Origin of the sequence: Micromonospora sp. WMMD980, from assembly GCF_029626035.1 — a bacterium.
Lineage (GTDB): Bacteria > Actinomycetota > Actinomycetes > Mycobacteriales > Micromonosporaceae > Micromonospora.
This window is the reverse complement of the sequence record NZ_JARUBE010000003.1, coordinates 5967314-5986188: the sequence shown is the minus strand read 5'-3', so window position 1 is coordinate 5986188 and position 18875 is coordinate 5967314. Positions and strand designations below refer to the sequence as shown.

Sequence of the window (18875 nt, the reverse complement as noted above, 5' to 3'; positions counted from 1 at the left end):
GGCGCGATGAGGGGTGATCTGGACGAGACACTGGCCCGGCTGGCGCGACGCGAGGAGGCGCAGCGCCGCCGGGAGCCGCTGCCGGACGAACCGGAGGTCGACCGGGCGACGCCCGCCGGCGACCCGGAACCGGTCGAGCCGACGGAACACCGGGCCGGGCACGGCGCGTACCGGCTGCGGGGCGGTGCGGCACTGCGGGGCGGTGCGGCGCCGCTGCGCCGGGACCCGGTCGAGGAGGTCGCCGAGGCGGTGCGTCGGGTGGTCGCCGAACACCCCGGCCTGGCCGTGACGCTGCGGGTGGAGCTGGGCGATCAGGGATACCAGCTGCGGGTCTCCTGGGCGGGGCCGGCGGTCACGGTGGGTCCGGTGCCCGCGCCGACGCCGCCCCCGGCCTGGCCGATGTCGGTGAAGACGGTGGTCGCGCCCGGCAACGATCCGTTGGAGACCGATCCGGCGGCCCGGCTCGCCGAGATGATCCGGCGTGACCCGTCGTTGCTGGAGGACCCGCCCCCGCGCTGACCCGGGCGGCGGCGTGGGGCGGGGGTCGGCCGTCGCCCCGCTCATTCGCCCCGCTCCGCACGGCGACGCCGGACCCCCGGCCGGCGGGGCTCCTCGGGCGCGCGGCGCGCCCGCTCCTCGCGGGGCGCGCGCTCCTCGCGCTGCGGGCGGCGGACCTGCTCGGGCTGGCGGCGGAGCGGCGGTGGCTGCTCCTCCGCCAGTTCCTCGTCGTACTCGTCGTCGTCGAAGTCGTCGCCGGCGTCGTAGTAGTCGTACTCCTGCTCCTCCTCGGTGGGGCGGCGGCGCCGGGGCGGCCGGCCGCGACCGCGCTCGGCGGGTCGACGTTCCTCGTCGCGGCCCGGCTCCCCGCCGCCCTCCTGCTCCTCGCGGAGCGCGGTCTCGTGGTCCTTGACCACCTGGCAGTCCCGGATCTCGCCCCGCCAGCCCTCGACCAGGTCCGGGTCGAGCACGGTCTCGGTCATCACGTGCCGGACGAAGTGCTTCAGCTCCAGCCGCACCCGCCGGCCCTGGGCCCGCCAGAGATTGCCGGTGTGCTCGAAGAGGCCCTGCGGGTGGTACTCCAGCACGACCAGGATGCGGGTCAGCTCCGGGCCGACCTCGTGGAAGCTGACCGTGCCGTCGACCGAACCCTTGTCACCCTTGGACCGCCAGTGGATGAGCCGGTCCGGGATCTGCCGGACGATCGTGGACTCCCAGGTGCGGTGCGACCAGAGGACCTGCGCCTTCCAGGTCATCTTCTCGTCTTCGTCGTTGTCGGCCTGCTCGACCTTCTTCATGAAGCTCGGGAAGTCGCCGAAGGTGGTCCACTGGTTGTAGGCCACCCGCACCGGCACGCCGACCTCGATGGTCTCGACGATGTTGGTGACCTTGAGCTTCTTGCCACCGCCCTTGCCACCCTTGCCGCCGCCGAACGCCGACATCAGCTTCTCCTTACCGCCGACCAGGCCGGCATGGACCATGGCCTTCAGCGGGGAGTGGCCGTCGGCGAGCTTCTGCGCGCCGGTGGCCGCGGCGACCAGGCCGGGGCCACCGCCCTGCTTCGCGTACTCGCTGAGCCGGCCGGTGGCGCCGGTGACCCGCTCGGTCACCACCTGCACGGCGCGTTCGCCGATCGCGGCGGCGAGGTTGCGCAGTTCGCCGCCGATCTGGTCACGGGCCCGTTCGGTCAGGTTGTTGGCGGGCATGGTCACCGCCCCCGACGCCGACGCACGGGGGCCGGCCGCTCGGCGCGATCCTCGTCGTCGAACTGGTCGTCGGCCTCGTCGTAGTCGGCGTCCGGCTGGTCGTCGAGTTCCTGCTCCTCGTCCGGAGCGGACCGCTGCCCGTCCTCCGCCGGCGCGCCGGAGCGGCGGCGCAACGCGTCCGCGCCGCCGCGCAGCCGGCCACTGACCGCTTCGATGCCGCTGCCGGCGGCGGCGGTCGCCGCGGCCCGGCCGGCGGTGACCAGTGGCGCGCCGAGCCTGGTCAGGTTGCCCAACTGCGGGTTCGACCCGAGCAGGCCGGTGGCCATCTGCTTGAGGCCGGCGGGGTTCTGGCTGGCCCGCCCGGCCGCCACGGCGGCGGCCAGGGTGAGTGCCGTCCGCAGCTTCCGCCGGCGGCCCAGGACATATCCGAAACCGACCGCCAGGGCGATCCGAGCTCCGCTCTTCATCGGTTCTCCTTCGCTGCCCAGCGACGGAGCAGGCCCGCCGGCACGACTGCCGGGGATGGCGAAAGGAGCCTGCACACCGGTGCGCCGCATTAGCGGACCCGGCTGGCAGTACCCGTCAGCCGATTCGCAAAACATCCAGAAAGGCATCGCGATAGGCGCGAAACTTCGCACCAATGCCGCCATGAGCAGGGAGGACACGTAAAATTGCGGAACAGCAAGCAACGACCTCAGTGGGTCGGGAGGGCCGAATCCAGACACATTCGGGCGTAGGTCTTTCCGCCTTCTTCGCGCAACTCCGCACCGCATTTACGAAGCACCGAAATGGCACCCGCATTGTCCGGCGTGGTGTCGGCGACGACCGTGTGCATGCCGGCGGCCGCGGCCGCGTGCAGCAGCTCCCGCAGCGCGGCTGCGCCCAGGCCGCGGCCCCGCGCGGACCGGCCCAGCCACATCCCGGTCTCCACCGTCCCCGGCTCGTCGCGGCGAGTCATCCGCACCATGCCGACCACCTCACCGCCGGACACGATCGCGAACATCTGGGTGCCGGTCGGGCCGTCCAACCCGGCGAAGCTGGCCCGGTGGAACTCGCGGAAGGCGTCCCGGCGAGCCAGCGACCACCCGGCCGGCGCGTCCACCGGAGGCATCACGTCCTCCGGCTCGGCCTCCGCCGCCGCTACGGAGAGCAACGGCTCCAGGTTTCGCTCGTCCACCGACTCCAGCTTCACCGCACCTGTCACGAGCCGGAGTCTGCCGGCCGGTGCAGCGCTCGTCCACCCCTTTGGCGACTCATTGCCGGTACGGCGGAGCGGGGCGGCCGGTCGTACCCCCGGGGTGTTCCGCCTCACGCTGCGTTGTCATCCGACCGGTCCGTTCCGGGGGTGAGGGTGCTCACGCGCGAGGCGAACTCGCAGAGCGCGACCGAGGCGTCGTCGGTCCGCTTGCGTCGGCGCAACCGGTCCGGGTGATCCCGCTCGGCCACCCGCACCCGGCCGATCAGGCCCTCCGGACCCTCCCCGGTCACCACCTCCAGCAGCCCGGCCCAGTCGAAGAGACCGAACTGCTCGACCGCGCACGACGCGCCGTCGCTGAGCAGCACCGCCCGGCGCAGCGCCCCCGGCCCGCGCAGCGGCGTCGACCCGGTCACCGCGTGGTACGCCGCGTCCGGGTCGGCGGCCGCCGCCCAGTAGCCGTGGGTACGGTTCATCCGGGTCCGCTGCACGGTCACGGCCCGCCGGAACCGGGTGGACGGGTCGGCCTCGCCGTCCGGCAGCGCGGCCGCGGTGCGGCGCAGGTCGGCCAGCGCGGTCTCCAACCGGTCGTCGGAGACCACCTCGATCCGGTCGCCGGTGTCCAGCACCAGCGGGCTGTCACAGAGCACCAGGTGGTCGACCCGGTCACCGCCCTCCCGCAGCAGGCACACGGTGGACGAGGGGGTGCCGGGGTGGTCGAGGTCGCAGGCGCCGCCGTGGTCCGCCCGCACGGCCAGGATCGCCGCCGCCAGGCTGCTCATCAGCGTGGCCGCGGGCCGGGCGGCGACCGCCAGGGCGATCCGGGCGGCCAGGTGCCGGACGTACCAGGCCGGGCCGTGCACGCAGCCGGTGTCGAAGCCCTCCGGCACGGTGGCGCCGTCGAGGACGCCGACGAGGGGGCCGAACCGGAACACCAGGTCCTCGTTCTCCGGCCGGCCCGGCGCCGGCTCGGACGCGGTACGGACCCGCATCGTCGGCGCCTCGCCGAGCGGCCGGGTCGTCGCGCTGCCGGTCGCGTACCGGCGGTCCGGTGCCCCCATCGATCCGCTCCCTCCGTCGCCGCCCGCCGCCTTACCCGCAGGGGGTGCCCCCATGCCGCGCATCCCGGGAACTCCGCGTCACCGGTCCGGAGCAACCGGTAGCGTCAGGTGCGGTCAGCTCGAACCAGCGACAGGGGGATCGCACATGTTGGAGCGTCTGCACGAGTCGGGAATCCGCGCGGAGCACGCCTACCTCGCCGGATTCGTCAGCATCGGACTCTCGTTCACCAGTTGGTTCCTCTCCAAGAGCCTGGAACGCGCCGGCGTGGACCGGGCGGACCGCTGGGGCATCTTCATCGGCGAGTGGGCTCCGACCTTCTTCGCCATCGGCAACGGGCTACGCACCTACGAGAAGTGAGGCCGGTCAGCGTCGCCGGTTGCGGGCCCGCGACGAGCGGAGCCGGCGCAGCCGGCCGATGAGCAGCGGCTCGGCGGCCAGCGCGGCCGGATGGTCCAGCAACGCGTTGAGCAGCTGGTAGTACCGCGTCGCGGAGAGCCCGAACGTGTCCCGGACGGCCTGCTCCTTGGCGCCGGCGTGCTTCCACCACTGCGACTCGAAGTCGAGGATCCGCCGCTCCCGTTCGGTGAGCCCACCGGCCGGTCCGGCGTCGGCGGCGGGTCGGGGCTCGTCGGTGTCGAGCCGAGCCTCCTCGGCCTCGTCAGCAACAGTGGCCGGCTCGGCGAGCGCCGCGGCTTCGGCCGTCGACGGGGGCTCGGCCTCGACCGCAGGCGCGGACTCGACCGGCGGGGCGGGGCGGGGCGGGGGCACGGGGACGCCGGCGCCGCGGCGCGTACCCCTGGTCGTGGCCGACTCGTCGACGGCGGCCCGGTCGGTGGCGTCGGCGGACACGGCGCTCCTCTCCGACGGCGGGTGACCGGCGCGAGGAGACGCGCCGGCCGGGGAACCCCAGGGTAACCAGGGCCGCCGCCGGCCGCACCGGACGCGTGGTCCGCGCGGCCGGCGGCGCGGGCCTCGGTCAGGCGATGTCCCGCCGGCGCATCGTCCAGAACGCGGCGGCCAGGGCCGCGACCGCGCCGACGCCGAACACCACCGCCGACTGCTCCCAGGTGACCACGTACCTGGCCGGCTCGCAGGCGCCCTTGGCGAACTGGCAGGTGTCGTAGTCGAACAGCTCCGCCTGCTTCATGAACCACGACTGGGCGTAGGTGGAGAGCACGTAGCGCTCGCCGAACGGCACCGACAGCACGCTGACGGCGATCCGGATGCCGATCTCGCTGATCGCGAACAGCGCCACCGCCGCACCCAGCGCCATCGCCGTGTGCCGGCCGAGCGAGGCGAGCGCGAAGGCGACCGCGCCGACGACCAGGATCAGCGCCACCGCCCGCAGCCCGTCCAGCCCGATCGAGCGCCACACCCCCGGGGTCATCTTCGCGGTGGTGCCCCGGGACGTGCCGATCAGCCAGAAGGCCACCGTCCACAGCGCGCCCAGCACGACGCTCAGGCCGAGCACGGTGGTGAGCAGGGCGCCCACCTTGGTGCCCAGCACAGCCAACCGTTTCGGCCGCCAGAGCAACAGGTTCATCATCCCGCCGGTGTTCCACTCGGCGCCCACGAAGGACGCGCCGACGATGAACGCGAAGAGCGCCACCGCGCCGGCGAACACGGCGATGAACATCCCGAACTCGGCCCGGAAGTCGAACTGGTAGGGCAGGTTCCACTTCGGGTCGAACATCTCCGGCTGCGGCTGGTAGTCCCGGCCGCAGTTCGGGCCGTACCGTTCCTCGGTCTGCTCGCCCTTGGCCTGAGCGGCCTCGCACTCGGTCACGGTGCGCTGCCACTCCTGGACCGACCGCTTGTACTGGGCGTCGGACTCGGCCCGCGCGGCGGCCACCACCTCGGGCGAGAGCTTGTGGCTGGAGAAACTGAACGCGGTGGCCACGGTGGCGAGCCCGAGCACCAACAGGACGAGCATGAGCCGGGTGAGCCGGCGTTTGGCGAGCCGGCGCAGCTCGGTGACGAACAGGCTCATGCGCCCCAACCTCCTGCGGTGCCGGTCTGGTCGACCTTGGCGGACTGATCGACCTGACGGTTCTGGCCGGGGACCGGCGCGGTGGCGGTCAGTTCGAGGAACACGCTCTCCAGGTCGACCGCGACCGGGGTGAGTTCGCTGACGTAGAGGCCCTGCTCGGCGAGGATCCGGCTGACCGCGGCCGGCTTGTCGACGCCGGCCAGCATCAGGTGGTCGGGCTCGGTGGCGGCGACGCGGATCCCGGAGCGGGTCAGCGTCTCCGCCGCCAGCGGCAGGTCGGTGACCGCTTCCAGGCGGACCCGCACGCTGCTCTCGGAGTGCGTCGCGAGCACCTGCTCGACAGGTCCGAACGCGACCCGCCGGCCCAGCGAGATGATGGTGACCGAGTCGCAGATGAGCTGGATCTCGCCGAGGATGTGGCTGGAGAGCACCACTGTCATCCCAGATTCGGCCAGCTCGCGCATGAGCCGGCGCATCTCCCGGATGCCGCCCGGGTCGAGGCCGTTGGCCGGCTCGTCCAGGATCAGCAGCTTCGGGTCCTTGAGCAGCGCGGACGCGACGGCGAGCCGCTGCTTCATGCCGAGCGAGTAGGTCTTCACCCGCTCCCCCGCCCGGTCCCGCAGCCCGACCTGCTCCAGCACCTCGTCGACCCGTCGGCGCGGCAGCTCGCCGGCCTGGGCGAGCAGGCCGAGGGTGTCCCGCGCGGTGAAGTGCGGGAAGAACTGCGGACTCTCCACGATGGCGCCGACCTGCCCGGCGACCGCCGGCAGCGCCCGCGGCAGCTCCTGGCCGAGGATGGCCATCCGGCCGCCGTTGGGCCGGATCAGCCCGAGCAGCGTACGCAACGTGGTGGTCTTGCCCGATCCGTTGGGGCCGAGGAAGCCGTGCACCTGGCCGGCCTCGACCCGCATGTCGAAGCCGTCGAGCGCGTGGCGGACCCCGCGTTTCCGGCTCCGGTACGTCTTGCGGAGACCTTCGATCTCCAGGACAGCCGACACAGCTGACCTCCCCCGATGAGTTAGGCGACAGCGACACCATACGCGGTATGCATCGGAAGGCAATACCCGGTATGCAGTGTCGGCGTGTTCAGCGGGGGCCCCGCCTGTACCGGAGGCGTTGAGCGGGGCCCCCTCCTTACACCTCAGGCGCAGACGACGTGCACGCCGGCGTCGCGGAACGCCTGCACCGTCGCGGGGGCGGCCCCGGAGTCGGTCACCAGCGTCTCGATCCGGTCGACCGGGCAGATCCGGGCGAACGCGTGCCCGCCCAACTTGGACGAGTCGGCGATCACCACGACCCGCTTGGCGCGCGCCACCATCAGGCTGTTCATGGCCGCCTCACCCTCGTGGTGCGCGGCGGCGCCGAGCTGGGGGTCTATCGCGTCCACACCGAGCAGCGCGACGTCGAGCGTCACCTCCCGCAGCAGCGCCCCGCCGAGCGGGCCGACCAGCTCGAACGACTTCGGCCGGACCACGCCGCCGGCCACCACCACCTTCATCCGCGAGCGCACCAGCAGCTCGTTGGCGATGTTCAGCGCGTTGGTGACCACGGTGAGCTGGGCACCCTCGGCGCTGGTGTTCAGGTCGGGGCGGACCGCCAGGGCCCGGGCCACCTCGGTGCTCGTGGTGCCGCCGTTGAGGCCGACCACGGTGCCCGGGGAGACCAGCGCGGCGGCGGCCGCACCGATCCGCTGCTTCTCCGCCGAGTGCTTGGCGGTCTTGTAGCGCAGCGGCAGGTCGTAGGAGACGCCGTTGGCGACCGCGCCGCCCCGGGTCCGCGTGATCATCTGCTGCTGGGCGAGCTGGTCGAAGTCCCGCCGGATGGTGGCCTGGGAAACCTCGAGCCGCTCGGCCGCCTCCTCGACGCTGACCCGGCCGCTGTCGGTCAGCATCTCGAGCAGCGCGTTCCAACGCGCGTAGCGGTCCACCGCGGGGGCCTCCCCTGACTCTGCACGTACGGTGATTGATTGCGTGCACAGTAGTGCGCGAAACTACGTCTGCGCAAAACCCCGCCCTGCGCGAATCGGGAGACGGTTGCCACGCCCACCTCGCTTCGCGCAGAATGACGCGCGAAAGAAGGCCCTATCGCGCCGTATTGCGCAGGGTCTCCCCCGGCGAGGAGTTGTCATGGCGTACGTGCACGCGGAGATCGCGAGCCAGCCCGACTGCTGGCGTGCGGCGGCCCGGCTCGCGCCGACCGCCGCCGAGCACCTGCCGCGCCCCGGCGAGCGGGTCGCCGTGGTCGGCTGCGGCACGTCGTGGTTCATGGCGGCGGCGTACGCCGGGCTGCGCGAGGCCGCCGGCCAGGGCGAGACCGACGCGTACCAGGCCAGCGAGTTCCCCACCGGCCGCCGCTACGACCGACTGATCGCGATCACCCGATCCGGCACCACCACCGAGGTGCTCGACCTGCTCGCCACGCTGCGCGGGCGGATCCCCACCACGGTCCTGGTCGGCGACCCGGGCTCGCCCGCCGTCGCGCTGGCCGACGCCGCCGTCGCGCTGCCCTTCGCCGACGAGCGCTCGGTCGTGCAGACCCGCTTCGCCACCACCGCGCTCGCGCTGCTCCGCGCCCACCTCGGCGAGGACCTCGGCCGGCTGGCCGCCGACGCGGAGGTGGCAGTCCGGGCGCCGCTGCCGATCGATCCGGCCGGCATCGAGCAGGTCACCTTCCTCGGCCGGGGCTGGACCGTGGGGCTGGCCCAGGAGGCCGCGCTGAAGTGCCGCGAGGCCGCCACGTTCTGGGCCGAGGCATACCCGGCCATGGACTACCGGCACGGCCCCATCTCGATCGCCGCCCCGGGTCGGCTGGTCTGGGCGTTCGGCGACATCCCGGACGGGCTGGCGGAAGACGTGGCGGCCACCGGCGCGGCGTTCGCGCACAGCCGCACCCACGGCTGCCGCACGGTGCTGACCAGCTGGGCGGCCGGCCGCACCCCGGTCGACCCGATGGCCGACCTGATCCTGGCCCAGCGGTTCGCCGTCGCGCTGGCCACCAGCCGTGGCCTCGACCCCGACGCGCCCCGGCACCTGACCCGGTCCGTGGTGCTGGCATGAGCGAGCGCACCGAGCGCAGCGAGGGCCACGAGCGCATGCCCGGCCGGCACGGCATGAGCGAGCGCACCGAGCGCAGCGAGGGCCACGAGGGCCACGAGCGCATGCCCAGCCGGCTCGCACCATGACCTCGCGCGACGAGGTCGTCGTCGCGCTGGACGTGGGCGGCACCGGAATGAAGTGCGCCCTGGTCCGCCCGGACGGCACGACGGTGCACACCGAACGGCACGCCACCGACGCGGGGCGCGGGCCGGACGCCGTGGTCGGCACGATCCTGGACGTGGCCGAGGGACTGGCCGACACCGCCCGCGCCGCCGGGCACACGCCGGTGGCCTGCGGCATCGCCGTGCCCGGCGTGGTCGACGAGACGCGCGGGGTGGCGGTCTGGTCGGCGAACGTGGGCTTCCGGGACGTACCGCTGCGCGACCTGGCGGGCGGCCGCCTGGGCCTGCCCGCGGCGCTCGGTCACGACGTGCGGGTGGGCGGCCTGGCCGAGGCCCGGCTCGGCGCCGGCCGGGACGCCGGCCACGTGCTCTTCGTCGCGATCGGCACCGGCATCGCCGCCGCGCACGTGGTCGCCGGGTCGGCCGCCACCGGCGCGCACGGCGCCGCCGGGGAGATCGGCCACATTCTGGTACGCCCCGGCGGCCCGCACTGCGGCTGCGGCCGCGCCGGCTGCCTGGAGGCGGTGGCCTCGGCGTCGGCGATCGGTCGCCGGTACACGGAGCTGGCCGGCACGCCGGCGACGGCGGCCGAGGTGGCCGACCGCACGGCCGCCGGCGAGCGGCTCGCCGCCGACGTCTGGCGGGAGGCGGTCGAGGCGCTCGCCGACGGCCTCGCCACCGGGCAGGCGCTGTTCGACGTCGCGACCGTGGTGCTCGGCGGCGGCCTCGCCCAGGCCGGGCCCCGACTGTTCGACCCGCTGCGCGCCGCGCTGCGCGAGCGGCTGACCTTCCACCGCGAGCCGCGACTGGTCGCGGCCGCCCTCGGCGACGAGGCCGGCTGCCTCGGCGCCGCCCTGCTGGCCCTGGACACCATGGCGAAGGAGAGTCGATGACCCGGCGCGTGACCGGCAAGGTGGTGACCCCGACCGGCGTCGTCCGGCAGGGCTGCGTGGAGATCGCCGACGGCCGGATCACCGCCGTGGCCGAATATCCCTCGGTGCGCGACGGCCACTGGATCGTGCCCGGTTTCGTGGACATGCACACCCACGGCGGCGGTGGGCACACGTTCACCACCGGCGACCCGGAGTCCGCCCGGCAGGCCGCGGCGTTCCACCTCGGACACGGCACCACCACGCTGCTCGCCAGCCTGGTCAGTTCGCCGTTCGCGCTGATGCGCGACGCCACCGTCGCGTTCCGCCCGCTCGTCGAATCGGGCGTGCTCGCCGGCCTGCACTTCGAGGGCCCCTACCTGTCCACCGACCGCTGCGGCGCGCAGAACCCGGAGTTCCTGCGCGACCCGTCCACCGAGGAGCTGACCGAGCTGATCGGGCTGGGCGGCGGCACGGTGCGGATGGTCACGCTGGCCCCCGAACGCGCCGGCGCGACCGGTGCGATCGAGCTGCTGGTGGCGAACGGCGTGGTGGCGGCGGTCGGTCACACGGACGCGACCTGGGAGCAGACCCGCGCGGCGGTGGCCGCCGGCGCGAGCGTCGGCACCCACCTGTTCAACGGGATGCGCCCGGTGCACCACCGCGAGCCCGGCCCGGTGGTGGCGCTGCTGGAGGCCCCGGGAGTGGTCTGCGAACTGGTCGCCGACGGCGTGCACCTGCACGACGGCATGCTCGGCTTCGCCGCCTCGGTGGCCGGCCCGGATCGGGCCGCGCTGATCACCGACGCGATGGCCGCCGCCGGGATGCCCGACGGCGACTACGAGTTGGGCGGCCAGGCGGTGACCGTGGCCGACGGCGTGGCCCGGCTCAGCGACGGCGGCGCGATCGCGGGCAGCACGCTCACCATGGACGCCGCGCTGCGGCATGCGGTCGGCGCGGGTGTCGCGCTTCCCGACGCCTGCCGTATGGTCGCCACCACCCCGGCGCGGGCCCTCGGCCTGGGCGACCGGGTCGGGGCGCTGCGAACCGGCCTGCGCGCCGACCTGGTGGTGCTCGACGACGACCTGAACGTGGTGCGGGTGATGCGCGGCGGCGACTGGGTGGACTGAGTCAGGCGGTCGGGACCTCGACGCCGAGCACGGCCTGCTCGTCCGGGCGGTGCACCAGCACGTCGGCCAGGTAGGAGTGCACCGCCCGGCGCATCCCGACGTCGCGACCGGCCTGCTCGGAGAGCAACCACTTGTGCTCGATGATCTGGGCGAACAGCTCCTGCGGCTCCAGCTTGCGCCGCAGGTGCCCGGGCACCGCCCGGACCACCGGCTCGAAGACCTCGGTGAGCCAGCGGTGCGCCGCCTGCTGCTCGTCGGTCAGGTCGCTCTCCACCCGGTAGGCGTCCAGGTCGTTGAGGAGCTTGCGGGCCTGGTTCTCCTCGGCGTCCAGGCCGGTGAGGCGCAGCAGCCGCCGGGTGTGGTAGCCGGCGTCGACCACCTTGGGCCGCACCAGGTAGCGCCCGTTGTCGACGGTCGACATGGCCACCTCGGCGACGTCGAAGCCCAGCTCGTTGAGGCGCCGGATGCGACCCTCGATGTCGTGCCGCGCGGCGCGCTCGACCTGCTGCTCGTAGGTGATCTCGTGCCAGAGCCGCTCGTACCGCTGCACGACCTCCTCGCTGACCACCTCCGGGTCGATCGACTCGTGCAGCAGGCCGGCGGCTCGGAGGTCGAGCGCCTCGCCGAAGATGTTGACCCGGGCGATCTCCAGGTCCTCGCCGCGCTGGCCGTTGGAGAGCGACGGATGCAGCGCGCCGGTCTCGGCGTCCACCAGGTAGGCGGCGAACGCGCCCGCGTCCCGGCGGAACAGCGTGTTGGACAGCGAGCAGTCGCCCCAGAAGAACCCGGTCAGGTGCATCCGGACGATCAGCGCGGCCAACGCGTCCAGCAGCCGGTTCATCGTCTCCGGGCGCAACGTGTTGGAGAACAGCGCCCGGTAGGGCAGGGAGAACTGGAGATGCCGGGTGATCAGCACCGGGTCGAGCGGCTCACCGTCGTCGGTCTGCCGGTCGGCCACGATGGCGATCGCCTCGACCGACGGGAAGTCGATCCGCTCCAGCGCCCGCAGCAGGTCGTACTCGCGCTCGGCGACCCGCTCGCCGGTCTCCTTCACCGCATAGACGTAGCCGCCGAGGCGGACGAATCGCACGATGTGCCGGGAGATGCCCTGGGGCAGCGCCACCAGGTGTTCGGCAGGCCACTGCTCGAGCGGGGTCGACCAGGGGAGGTCGAGAAGCGCCGGGTCGACGAGGGCCGAGGTGATCCGCACGGCAACCAGTGTGACCGCTGACCCCCGGGCAGCGCTTCCCTTCGTGGTTCGGCACACAGCCACCGACCGGGTCGGGCTGGTCGGCCGGTAGCGTAGGCGCGTGCGCCAGACCTCAGGGGTACGCCGGGACCTGCGCCTGCGGCCCGTCCGGCCGGCCGGGTGGTGGTTCGACGGGCTGCTGCTCACCGCGCTGGTGGCGCTGACCGTGACGCTCGCCTCGGGTCACCTGTTCGGGCTCGACCGGGCGGTCGCCGACTGGTCGGCCGCGCACCGGCCGACCGCCGCCCGCTGGGTCGCGATGGCGCTCAACCTGCTCGGTCAGGGCACCCCGCTGACGCTGCTGGCGGCCGGGCTGGGTGTGCTGCTGGCGCTGCGGGTGCGCTCGGTGCGGGCGGTGCTGCCGCCGGTGACCGCGTTCGTGTTGACGTTCTTCACGATCGGCCCGCTGAAGGTGTGGACCGCCCGCCCGGCGCCGAGCGCGAGCGTGAAGGAGCCGTTCCTGCCGCCCGAGCAGACGTTGCCACTGTTCCAGCACGAGCTGCCGGTGCGCTTCGCCCAGTCGTACCCGTCGGGGCACGTCGCCAACGCGATCGTCTGGTACGGCGTGCTCGCCCTGCTGCTGGCGCCGCTGCTGCGCACGGTCGGCCGCGTCGTGCCGCCCCGGCTGGTCACCGTGGTCCGGGTCATGCCGCCGGCGATCGTCTTCTGCACCACCGTCTACCTGGGCTGGCACTGGCTCACCGACTCGGTGGCCGGGCTGCTGCTCGGGCTGCTGCTGGACCGGCTGCTGCGCCGGGTGCCCTGGAACGCCCTGCCCCTGCCGGCGCGCCTCGGGGCCTGGGCCCGGGCGGCCGACGGGCTCGACTGAGCGTCCGCCGCCGGTCTGCCGACCGCGTCCCCGGCGGTGGCCCGCTCAACCTCATTCGGCGCCGTCGACCCGATCCCGTCGGCGGCACCCGCCATTAACCCCGGCGCTCTAGGCTGCCGGCGTGGAACGGCTGGCGCGGCGACTCGGCGTACCCGATGCGGTCGTCATCGGTCTGGGCGCGATGCTCGGCGCGGGCGTCTTCGTGGTCTTCGCCCCGGCCGCGTCGGCGGCCGGTGGCGCCGGGCTGCTCGTCGCGCTCGCGCTGGCCGGCTTCGTCGCGTTCTGCAACGCCACCAGCTCGGCGCGGCTCGCCGCGCTCCACCCCGAGTCCGGCGGCACCTACGTCTACGGCCGGGAACGGCTGCACCCGTTCGCCGGTTTCGTCGCCGGGTGGGGTTTCGTGGTCGGCAAGACGGCGAGCTGCGCGGCGATGGCGCTGACCATCGGCGCCTACCTGTGGCCGGGCCGGGCGCGGCTCCTCGCGGTCCTCGCGGTGGTGGCGGTGACCGCGGTGAACCTGCGCGGCATCGGCAAGACCGCCGCCGTCACCCGGGCGTTGGTCGCGGTGGTGCTCACCGTGCTGGCGGTGGTGGCGGTGACCGGCGCGCCGCGGGTGGCCGGCGACCGCCTCACCGGGCTCGCCGACGCCGGGACACACGGTGTGCTCACCGCCGCCGGCCTGCTCTTCTTCGCCTTCGCCGGGTACGCGCGGATCGCCACGCTGGGCGAGGAGGTCCGCGACCCGGCACGCACCATCCCGCGCGCGGTGCCGCTGGCGCTCGGCGCGGTGCTGGCGCTCTACCTGACGCTTGCCGTGGTCGCGCTCGGCGTGCTCGGTGCCGACCGGCTCGCCGTCTCGGCGGCACCGCTGGTCGACGTGGTGACCGCGGCCGGCCGGCCCGGGCTGGCCTGGCTGGTGCGCGCCGGGGCCGCCGGGGCGGTGACCGGCGTGCTGCTCTCCCTGCTCGCCGGCGTCGGCCGCACCACGCTGGCGATGGCCCGCCGCGGCGACCTGCCGGGCGCGCTGGCCGCCGTGCACCCACGCCACCGGGTGCCGCACCGGGCCGAGCTGGCGGTGGCCGCCGTGGTGATCGTGGTGGTGGCGCTCGGCGACGTCCGTGGCGCGATCGGCTTTTCCAGCTGCACCGTGCTGGTCTACTACGCGATCACCAACGCGGCGGCGCTGACGCTCGGCAGGTCGCTGCTCGCCGCGCTGGGGCTGGTCGGCTGCCTGGTGCTCGCGGTCAGCCTGCCGTTGCCGAGCGTGCTCGCCGGGTTCGGCGTGCTCGCCCTCGGCGCGCTCGTGTACGCCATCCGCCGCCGCTGAGCGGCGTCACTCCGCCGGCTCGCGCGGGGTGGGGGGCGCGGCCGGCGCGGGCGTGGTCTCCCGCAGCAGGGCGGTCAGCCCGGCCCGCCGGGCCACCACGGTCAACCGGTCCCCGGCGCCCAGCACCACGCGCGGGTCGACCGACCAGTCGGCCTTCTGCCCGGTGCGGGTGTGCGCGAGCAGGCGCACCTCGCCGGGGCGGGCGACCGCGCCGAGCGGGCGGCCGTCCAGTGGGGAGCCGGCCACCACGGGCACCTCGGTGACCAGCAGCGCGTGCCGGTCCACCGGGATGGTGGCGATCACCGCGCGGTCCAGCAGGGCCGCCGCGAACGACGGCGCGGCCAGGTAGGAGACGCTGCGCGAGATGCCGATGCCGAACGCCTGCTGGATCCGCTCGGCGAAGTCGCCGTCGAACAGCCGCAGCACCACCCGCAGGTCGGGGTCGAGGGAACGGGCGATCAGCGCGGCCCGCAGGTTCGCCCCGTCGTCGGTGGAGACCACCACCAGCGCCTGGCTGGTGTCGACCGAGGCGGACCGGAGCGTCTCCTCCAGGCCGGCGTCCCCGACGATCACCGGCACGCCCAGCCGGTGCGCCAACGCGGCGCCGCGCGCGTCGGGATTCTTGTCGATCGCCACCACCTCGACGCCGAAGTCGTGCAACTGGGCCATCACCCGGGTGCCGATGTTGCCCAACCCGACGACCACCACGTGACCGGAACGGTCGGGCTGGATCCGGCCGGCGTGCAGGGCCAGCCGGGCGTTGACGATGCCGTCGACCACCGCGGCCGTGATCAGCGGGATCAGCGCCAACCCGGCCAGGTTGAGCACCACCTGCATCACCTGGGCGGCGACCGGCTTGTTGACGTCCGGGTCCTGGCCGCTGAGCGTGGTGACCAGGGTGAGATAGAGCGCCTCACTCCACGTGACGTCGGCGGCGCGGGCGTTCAGCCAGCCCAGCACCGCGATCACCCCGAGCAGCACCAGCACCGCCATGCCGATCTTGCGGGTGGCGAAGCTGCGCACGGCGCGCAGCAGCACCTCCACCGGCTGCCGGCGCCGCCGGGCCCGCACCAGCCGGCGGGCGGCCAGCTCGGTGCCGGGCGGCTGGCCGGTCGCCTCGGCCAGCACCACGTCGGCCGCCGCCTCGTCGGCGGGCAGCACCCGGACCAGCTCCGGGTCGGTGGTGACGGCCAGCCCGCACACCACGTCCCGCGGGCGTACGTCGGCGCGGCGGGCCACGTAGAGGGTGCGGCCGGCGTGCCGGAAATGGGTGGGTGCCACCTCGCCCAACGCGGCGGCGACGAACGCGGGCGCGGCCATCGAGGCGTCGGAGATGATCGCCGAGTCGGGGAAGAGCTGCCGCAGCCCGTCCGCCAGGTTGGTGTTGTACATCCGCACCACCAGGCGCAGTCGCGGCTCGACCTCCTGCGCGCAGAGCGCCGCGTGCATGTTGCCCACGTCGTCCTGGTGCAGCAGGGCCAACCCCGCCGCGCCGGCCAACCCGGCCCGACGGAACGCGGCCTCGTCGAGCCGGTCCGCCAGGACGACGCGCACGCCCGGCACGTCCCGCCCGTCCGGGCCGTCGGAGCGGCGGCGCTCCGGCACCACGAGCGTGACCCGGACCTGGCCGGCGGCCGGGTCGGTGGCGAGCAACGCCCGGACCACCCAGTAGGCCAACGGATCGGAGCCGCAGACCACGTAATGGGGTCGTTCGTCCCCGTTCGGCCGGAACCGCCACCCGGTCGCACGGCGCGCGCGGTCGCGCAGGGGCTCGGCCATGCCCGGATCGTAGTCAGCCGCTCGCGGTGGGCGCATCCCCCATCGATCTTGCGCGCATGGGGTCGCCGGGTGCGGGTAGAGCACCGGCATGCAGACGTTCCTGCCGTATCCGGACTTCCTGGCCAGCGCCCGGACGCTGGACCAGAAGCGGCTGGGCAAGCAGCGCGTGGAGGCCATCCAGGTGCTGCGCGGGCTGACCCGACCCGACTACGGGTGGCGCAACCACCCGGCGGTGAAGATGTGGGCCGGGTACGAGGAGGCGCTGACCCGCTACGGGCTCGACATGTGCGCGGTGTGGTGCGAGCCCGGCCGGGCGGACACCTGCGCCGCCACGCTCGCCACCGACCTCGCCGCCGCCTGCGGCGTCACCACCGTCCGCCGCCAGGACGAGCTGGCCGCCACCGGGGACGTCCCGCCCTGGTTGGGCCGCGAAGACCTGCATCGCAGTCACCGTTCGTCGCTGCTGCGCAAGGACCCCACCCACTACACCCCGCTCTTCCCCGCCGACACCCCGCTCGACCTGGACTACGTCTGGCCCCCTTCCGACCGCCCCCGCCGAGCGTGAAAGGAGGGGCCCCTTGTTAACGCCTCAGGTATAGGAACGCGCCCCGCTTGACACCGCAGCCGGCACGACACGCCACGGCGTCGGGTGCGCGCGCCGTCATCGCGCCCGGTGAGAGGGGTGCCCTTCTATACCGGAGGCGTTAACAAGGGGCCCTTCCTTCAACCTCAGGCAGGATGGGGAGCACTGTTGAGTTGGAGGGGTGGGGCGTGGGGCTGTCGCAAAGGGTTGGTCGGCTCATCGGCGTACGGGAGCACATGGTGGACCCGGGCGGCGGTGGCGCGCCCCGCGTGCCCCGGTCGACGTCGGCGCTTGTGGTCGGTGGCGGCATCGCCGGCATGTCGGCGGCGGTGGTGCTGGCCGAGCGCGGGGTGGCGGTGACCGTGTTGGAGGCCGCGCCGCACCTGGGTGGCCGGCTCGGCGCCTGGCCGGAGGAGCTTCCCGACGGCGCCCAGCAGAACGAGCACGGATTCCACGCGTTCTTCCGGCAGTACTGGAACTGGCGCTCGATCCTGCGCCGGGCCGACCCGACGCTGGGCTTCCTCAAGCCGATCCCGGGCTATCCGATCCTCTCCGCGCAGTGGCCGACCGAGGAGTTCGGCAAGCTGCCGCCGGCCCCGCCGGCCAACCTGCTGGCCCTGCTGCTGCGCAGCCCCAGCCTGCGCCTGGCCGACCTGCGGTCGATGGACCGGGACGCGGCGCTGCCGCTGCTCACCTACGACCCGGTGCGCACCTACGCGGAGTTCGACGAGCGCACCGCCGACGAGTTGCTCACCTCGTTGCGCCTGCCGGACCGGGCCCGGGCGATGCTGTTCGAGGTCTTCTCGCACTCGTTCTTCAACCACGAGGCGGAGATGTCGGCCGCCGAGATGATCGCGCAGTTCCACTTCTATCTGCTCGGCAATCCGGAGGGGCTGGCGTTCGACTGCCCGGACCAGGACTATGCGACGGCGATCTGGGAGCCGCTGACCCGGCACGTGGAGAAACACGGCGGCCGGGTGCTGACCGGCGCTCCGGCGGCCCGGCTGGACCGGACGCCGGAGGGCTGGCGGGTGACCGGCGCGAACGGCGACACCTGGGCGGCCGGGCACGTGGTGCTCGCCGTCGACCCACCGGCGCTCGCCGCGCTGGTCACCGCCTCGCCCGGCCTGGCCGCGGTGGCGCCCGAGCTGGTGGCCCGGATGCCCGCGTTCGGCCGGCCCGGTCCGCCGTACGCGGTGGCGCGCTACTGGATGGACGGGGACGTCCGCCCGGACCGAGCGGTGTTCAGCGGCGTCTCCCGCCAGCCCACGCTGGACTCGGTGACGCTCTACCACCGGCTGGAGGCGGAGCCGCGCCGCTGGGCGGAGCGCACCGGCGGCTCGGTGGTGGAGCTGCACGCGTACGCCTGCGAGCCGGACGTGCCGGCGGACGAGCTGGCCGCGCGGATGCTGCGGGAGCTGACCGCGCTCTGGCCGGAGGTGGCCGACCTGCGGGTCCGCGAGCTGCGCGCCCGGGTCGAGGCGCAGGCGCCGGCGTTCACGCCGGGCAGCCACGCCGGCCGTCCCGGGGTACGCACCGACGCCGAGGGGCTCTATCTGGCCGGGGACGGGATCCGGACCGAGTTCCCGAGCGCGTTGATGGAGCGTTCGGCGGCGACCGGGATCATCGCGGCGAACCACATCCTGCGGGCCGAGGGCGCGGCGGCGGAGCCGGTCCGCTCGATCCGTCCCCGGGGGCTGCTGGCGCGAACCGCCGACAAACGATCGTAAAACCAGCGTCCTGCCCCCGTACTCGGCGGCGGTGCGCGCCGCTCGCTGTCTGCCTGGGCCGGCGCGGTCGGCCGGGCCACCGTCCGAGGGCGGATCGAAATACGTTGCCCGCGTTTCCGGCGTCGATCTACCGTGAACGCGCAAGGTCAACCACCGTTCCGGGAGCCGTCCATGTCGCTGCGATCCGCCACCACGATGCCGTCGTGGCCGCT

At 74.1% G+C, this 18875-nt stretch carries 20 protein-coding genes; 10 read left to right on the top strand and 10 right to left on the bottom strand.

Features of this window, described 5'->3' with window-relative positions:
- Nucleotides 1-6: 6 nt before the first annotated feature.
- Nucleotides 7-519: a hypothetical protein gene (locus O7618_RS28265; RefSeq protein ID WP_278109176.1), complete on the top strand. Its 513-nt coding sequence runs from the start codon at nucleotides 7-9 to the stop codon at nucleotides 517-519.
- Nucleotides 520-560: 41 nt separating this feature from the next.
- Here the strand turns inward: O7618_RS28265 and O7618_RS28260 are convergent, their stop codons facing one another.
- The 4 genes from O7618_RS28260 to O7618_RS28245 form a co-directional block, all read right to left on the bottom strand.
- A complete protein-coding gene (locus O7618_RS28260) occupies nucleotides 561-1703 on the bottom strand; it encodes an SRPBCC family protein (protein ID WP_278109175.1) in 1143 nt (380 codons plus the stop codon).
- Nucleotides 1704-1705: 2 nt separating this feature from the next.
- The gene (locus tag O7618_RS28255) at nucleotides 1706-2170 is read right to left on the bottom strand and encodes a hypothetical protein (RefSeq protein ID WP_278109174.1); all 465 of its coding nucleotides are present in this window, start codon (nucleotides 2168-2170) and stop codon (nucleotides 1706-1708) included.
- A gap of 227 nt (nucleotides 2171-2397) precedes the next feature.
- Nucleotides 2398-2907, bottom strand: a complete 510-nt coding sequence (locus tag O7618_RS28250) for a GNAT family N-acetyltransferase (RefSeq protein ID WP_278109173.1) — start codon at nucleotides 2905-2907, stop codon at nucleotides 2398-2400.
- 104 nt (nucleotides 2908-3011) lie between these two features.
- Nucleotides 3012-3959 (bottom strand): hypothetical protein, encoded by a 948-nt coding sequence (locus O7618_RS28245; RefSeq protein WP_278109172.1) that lies wholly within the window; start codon nucleotides 3957-3959, stop codon nucleotides 3012-3014.
- Between the two features lie 145 nt (nucleotides 3960-4104).
- Between O7618_RS28245 and O7618_RS28240 the strand changes: the two genes are divergently transcribed.
- Nucleotides 4105-4317, top strand: a complete 213-nt coding sequence (locus tag O7618_RS28240; protein ID WP_181570637.1) for a hypothetical protein — start codon at nucleotides 4105-4107, stop codon at nucleotides 4315-4317.
- Between the two features lie 6 nt (nucleotides 4318-4323).
- Here O7618_RS28240 and O7618_RS28235 read toward each other — a convergent pair whose 3' ends face one another.
- The 4 genes from O7618_RS28235 to O7618_RS28220 form a co-directional block, all read right to left on the bottom strand.
- Nucleotides 4324-4809, bottom strand: a complete 486-nt coding sequence (locus tag O7618_RS28235; protein WP_278109171.1) for a DUF3263 domain-containing protein — start codon at nucleotides 4807-4809, stop codon at nucleotides 4324-4326.
- Between the two features lie 127 nt (nucleotides 4810-4936).
- On the bottom strand, nucleotides 4937-5950 hold the full coding sequence (locus tag O7618_RS28230) for an ABC transporter permease subunit (protein ID WP_278109170.1): 1014 nt from the start codon (nucleotides 5948-5950) through the stop codon (nucleotides 4937-4939).
- Nucleotides 5947-6948 (bottom strand): ATP-binding cassette domain-containing protein, encoded by a 1002-nt coding sequence (locus tag O7618_RS28225; protein ID WP_278109169.1) that lies wholly within the window; start codon nucleotides 6946-6948, stop codon nucleotides 5947-5949. Before O7618_RS28225 ends, O7618_RS28230 begins: the two co-directional genes overlap by 4 nt.
- A 143-nt stretch (nucleotides 6949-7091) precedes the next feature.
- Nucleotides 7092-7877, bottom strand: coding sequence for a DeoR/GlpR family DNA-binding transcription regulator (locus tag O7618_RS28220; RefSeq protein ID WP_278109168.1), 786 nt, complete (start codon nucleotides 7875-7877; stop codon nucleotides 7092-7094).
- 199 nt (nucleotides 7878-8076) lie between these two features.
- Here O7618_RS28220 and O7618_RS28215 point away from each other — a divergent pair, with 199 nt between their 5' ends.
- Genes O7618_RS28215 through nagA form a run of 4 tightly spaced genes read left to right on the top strand, consistent with a single transcriptional unit; the run spans nucleotide 8077 to nucleotide 11166 of the window.
- Nucleotides 8077-9006 carry a sugar isomerase gene (locus O7618_RS28215; protein WP_278109167.1) on the top strand — a complete coding sequence of 310 codons (930 nt, stop codon included), beginning with the start codon at nucleotides 8077-8079 and terminating at the stop codon, nucleotides 9004-9006.
- A complete protein-coding gene (locus tag O7618_RS28210; RefSeq protein WP_278109166.1) occupies nucleotides 9003-9131 on the top strand; it encodes a hypothetical protein in 129 nt (42 codons plus the stop codon). The genes O7618_RS28215 and O7618_RS28210 overlap by 4 nt, the downstream gene beginning before the upstream one ends.
- Complete coding sequence (locus O7618_RS28205; RefSeq protein WP_278109165.1) at nucleotides 9128-10060, top strand: ROK family protein; 933 nt, start codon at nucleotides 9128-9130, stop codon at nucleotides 10058-10060. The genes O7618_RS28210 and O7618_RS28205 overlap by 4 nt, the downstream gene beginning before the upstream one ends.
- Nucleotides 10057-11166, top strand: coding sequence for an N-acetylglucosamine-6-phosphate deacetylase (gene nagA / locus O7618_RS28200; RefSeq protein WP_278109164.1), 1110 nt, complete (start codon nucleotides 10057-10059; stop codon nucleotides 11164-11166). The genes O7618_RS28205 and nagA overlap by 4 nt, the downstream gene beginning before the upstream one ends.
- Before the next feature lies 1 nt (nucleotide 11167).
- Here the strand turns inward: nagA and O7618_RS28195 are convergent, their stop codons facing one another.
- The gene (locus O7618_RS28195; protein WP_278109163.1) at nucleotides 11168-12376 is read right to left on the bottom strand and encodes a DUF4032 domain-containing protein; all 1209 of its coding nucleotides are present in this window, start codon (nucleotides 12374-12376) and stop codon (nucleotides 11168-11170) included.
- Nucleotides 12377-12506: 130 nt separating this feature from the next.
- Here O7618_RS28195 and O7618_RS28190 point away from each other — a divergent pair, with 130 nt between their 5' ends.
- Together O7618_RS28190 and O7618_RS28185 are read left to right on the top strand one after the other, a co-directional pair.
- Entirely contained in the window at nucleotides 12507-13244 is a 738-nt protein-coding gene (locus O7618_RS28190) for a phosphatase PAP2 family protein (protein ID WP_347405430.1), read from the top strand.
- 121 nt (nucleotides 13245-13365) lie between these two features.
- Nucleotides 13366-14571, top strand: coding sequence for an APC family permease (locus tag O7618_RS28185; protein ID WP_278109161.1), 1206 nt, complete (start codon nucleotides 13366-13368; stop codon nucleotides 14569-14571).
- Between the two features lie 6 nt (nucleotides 14572-14577).
- Here O7618_RS28185 and O7618_RS28180 read toward each other — a convergent pair whose 3' ends face one another.
- On the bottom strand, nucleotides 14578-16350 hold the full coding sequence (locus O7618_RS28180; protein ID WP_278109160.1) for an NAD-binding protein: 1773 nt from the start codon (nucleotides 16348-16350) through the stop codon (nucleotides 14578-14580).
- Nucleotides 16351-16438: 88 nt separating this feature from the next.
- On the opposite strand from O7618_RS28180, the gene O7618_RS28175 reads away from it, so the two are divergent.
- Complete coding sequence (locus O7618_RS28175; RefSeq protein ID WP_278109159.1) at nucleotides 16439-16915, top strand: MSMEG_6728 family protein; 477 nt, start codon at nucleotides 16439-16441, stop codon at nucleotides 16913-16915.
- Between the two features lie 206 nt (nucleotides 16916-17121).
- Nucleotides 17122-18663 (top strand): FAD-dependent oxidoreductase, encoded by a 1542-nt coding sequence (locus tag O7618_RS28170; protein WP_278110182.1) that lies wholly within the window; start codon nucleotides 17122-17124, stop codon nucleotides 18661-18663.
- Nucleotides 18664-18875 lie beyond the last annotated feature (212 nt).

Coding starts and splice junctions, on each gene's coding strand:
- O7618_RS28265 (WP_278109176.1), top strand. CDS start 7: ATGAGGGGTGATCTGGACGAGACACTGGCCCGGCTGGCGCGACGCGAG.
- O7618_RS28260 (WP_278109175.1), bottom strand. CDS start 1,703: ATGCCCGCCAACAACCTGACCGAACGGGCCCGTGACCAGATCGGCGGC.
- O7618_RS28255 (WP_278109174.1), bottom strand. CDS start 2,170: ATGAAGAGCGGAGCTCGGATCGCCCTGGCGGTCGGTTTCGGATATGTC.
- O7618_RS28245 (WP_278109172.1), bottom strand. CDS start 3,959: ATGGGGGCACCGGACCGCCGGTACGCGACCGGCAGCGCGACGACCCGG.
- O7618_RS28240 (WP_181570637.1), top strand. CDS start 4,105: ATGTTGGAGCGTCTGCACGAGTCGGGAATCCGCGCGGAGCACGCCTAC.
- O7618_RS28230 (WP_278109170.1), bottom strand. CDS start 5,950: ATGAGCCTGTTCGTCACCGAGCTGCGCCGGCTCGCCAAACGCCGGCTC.
- O7618_RS28215 (WP_278109167.1), top strand. CDS start 8,077: ATGGCGTACGTGCACGCGGAGATCGCGAGCCAGCCCGACTGCTGGCGT.
- O7618_RS28210 (WP_278109166.1), top strand. CDS start 9,003: ATGAGCGAGCGCACCGAGCGCAGCGAGGGCCACGAGCGCATGCCCGGC.
- O7618_RS28205 (WP_278109165.1), top strand. CDS start 9,128: ATGACCTCGCGCGACGAGGTCGTCGTCGCGCTGGACGTGGGCGGCACC.
- nagA (WP_278109164.1), top strand. CDS start 10,057: ATGACCCGGCGCGTGACCGGCAAGGTGGTGACCCCGACCGGCGTCGTC.
- O7618_RS28180 (WP_278109160.1), bottom strand. CDS start 16,350: ATGGCCGAGCCCCTGCGCGACCGCGCGCGCCGTGCGACCGGGTGGCGG.
- O7618_RS28175 (WP_278109159.1), top strand. CDS start 16,439: ATGCAGACGTTCCTGCCGTATCCGGACTTCCTGGCCAGCGCCCGGACG.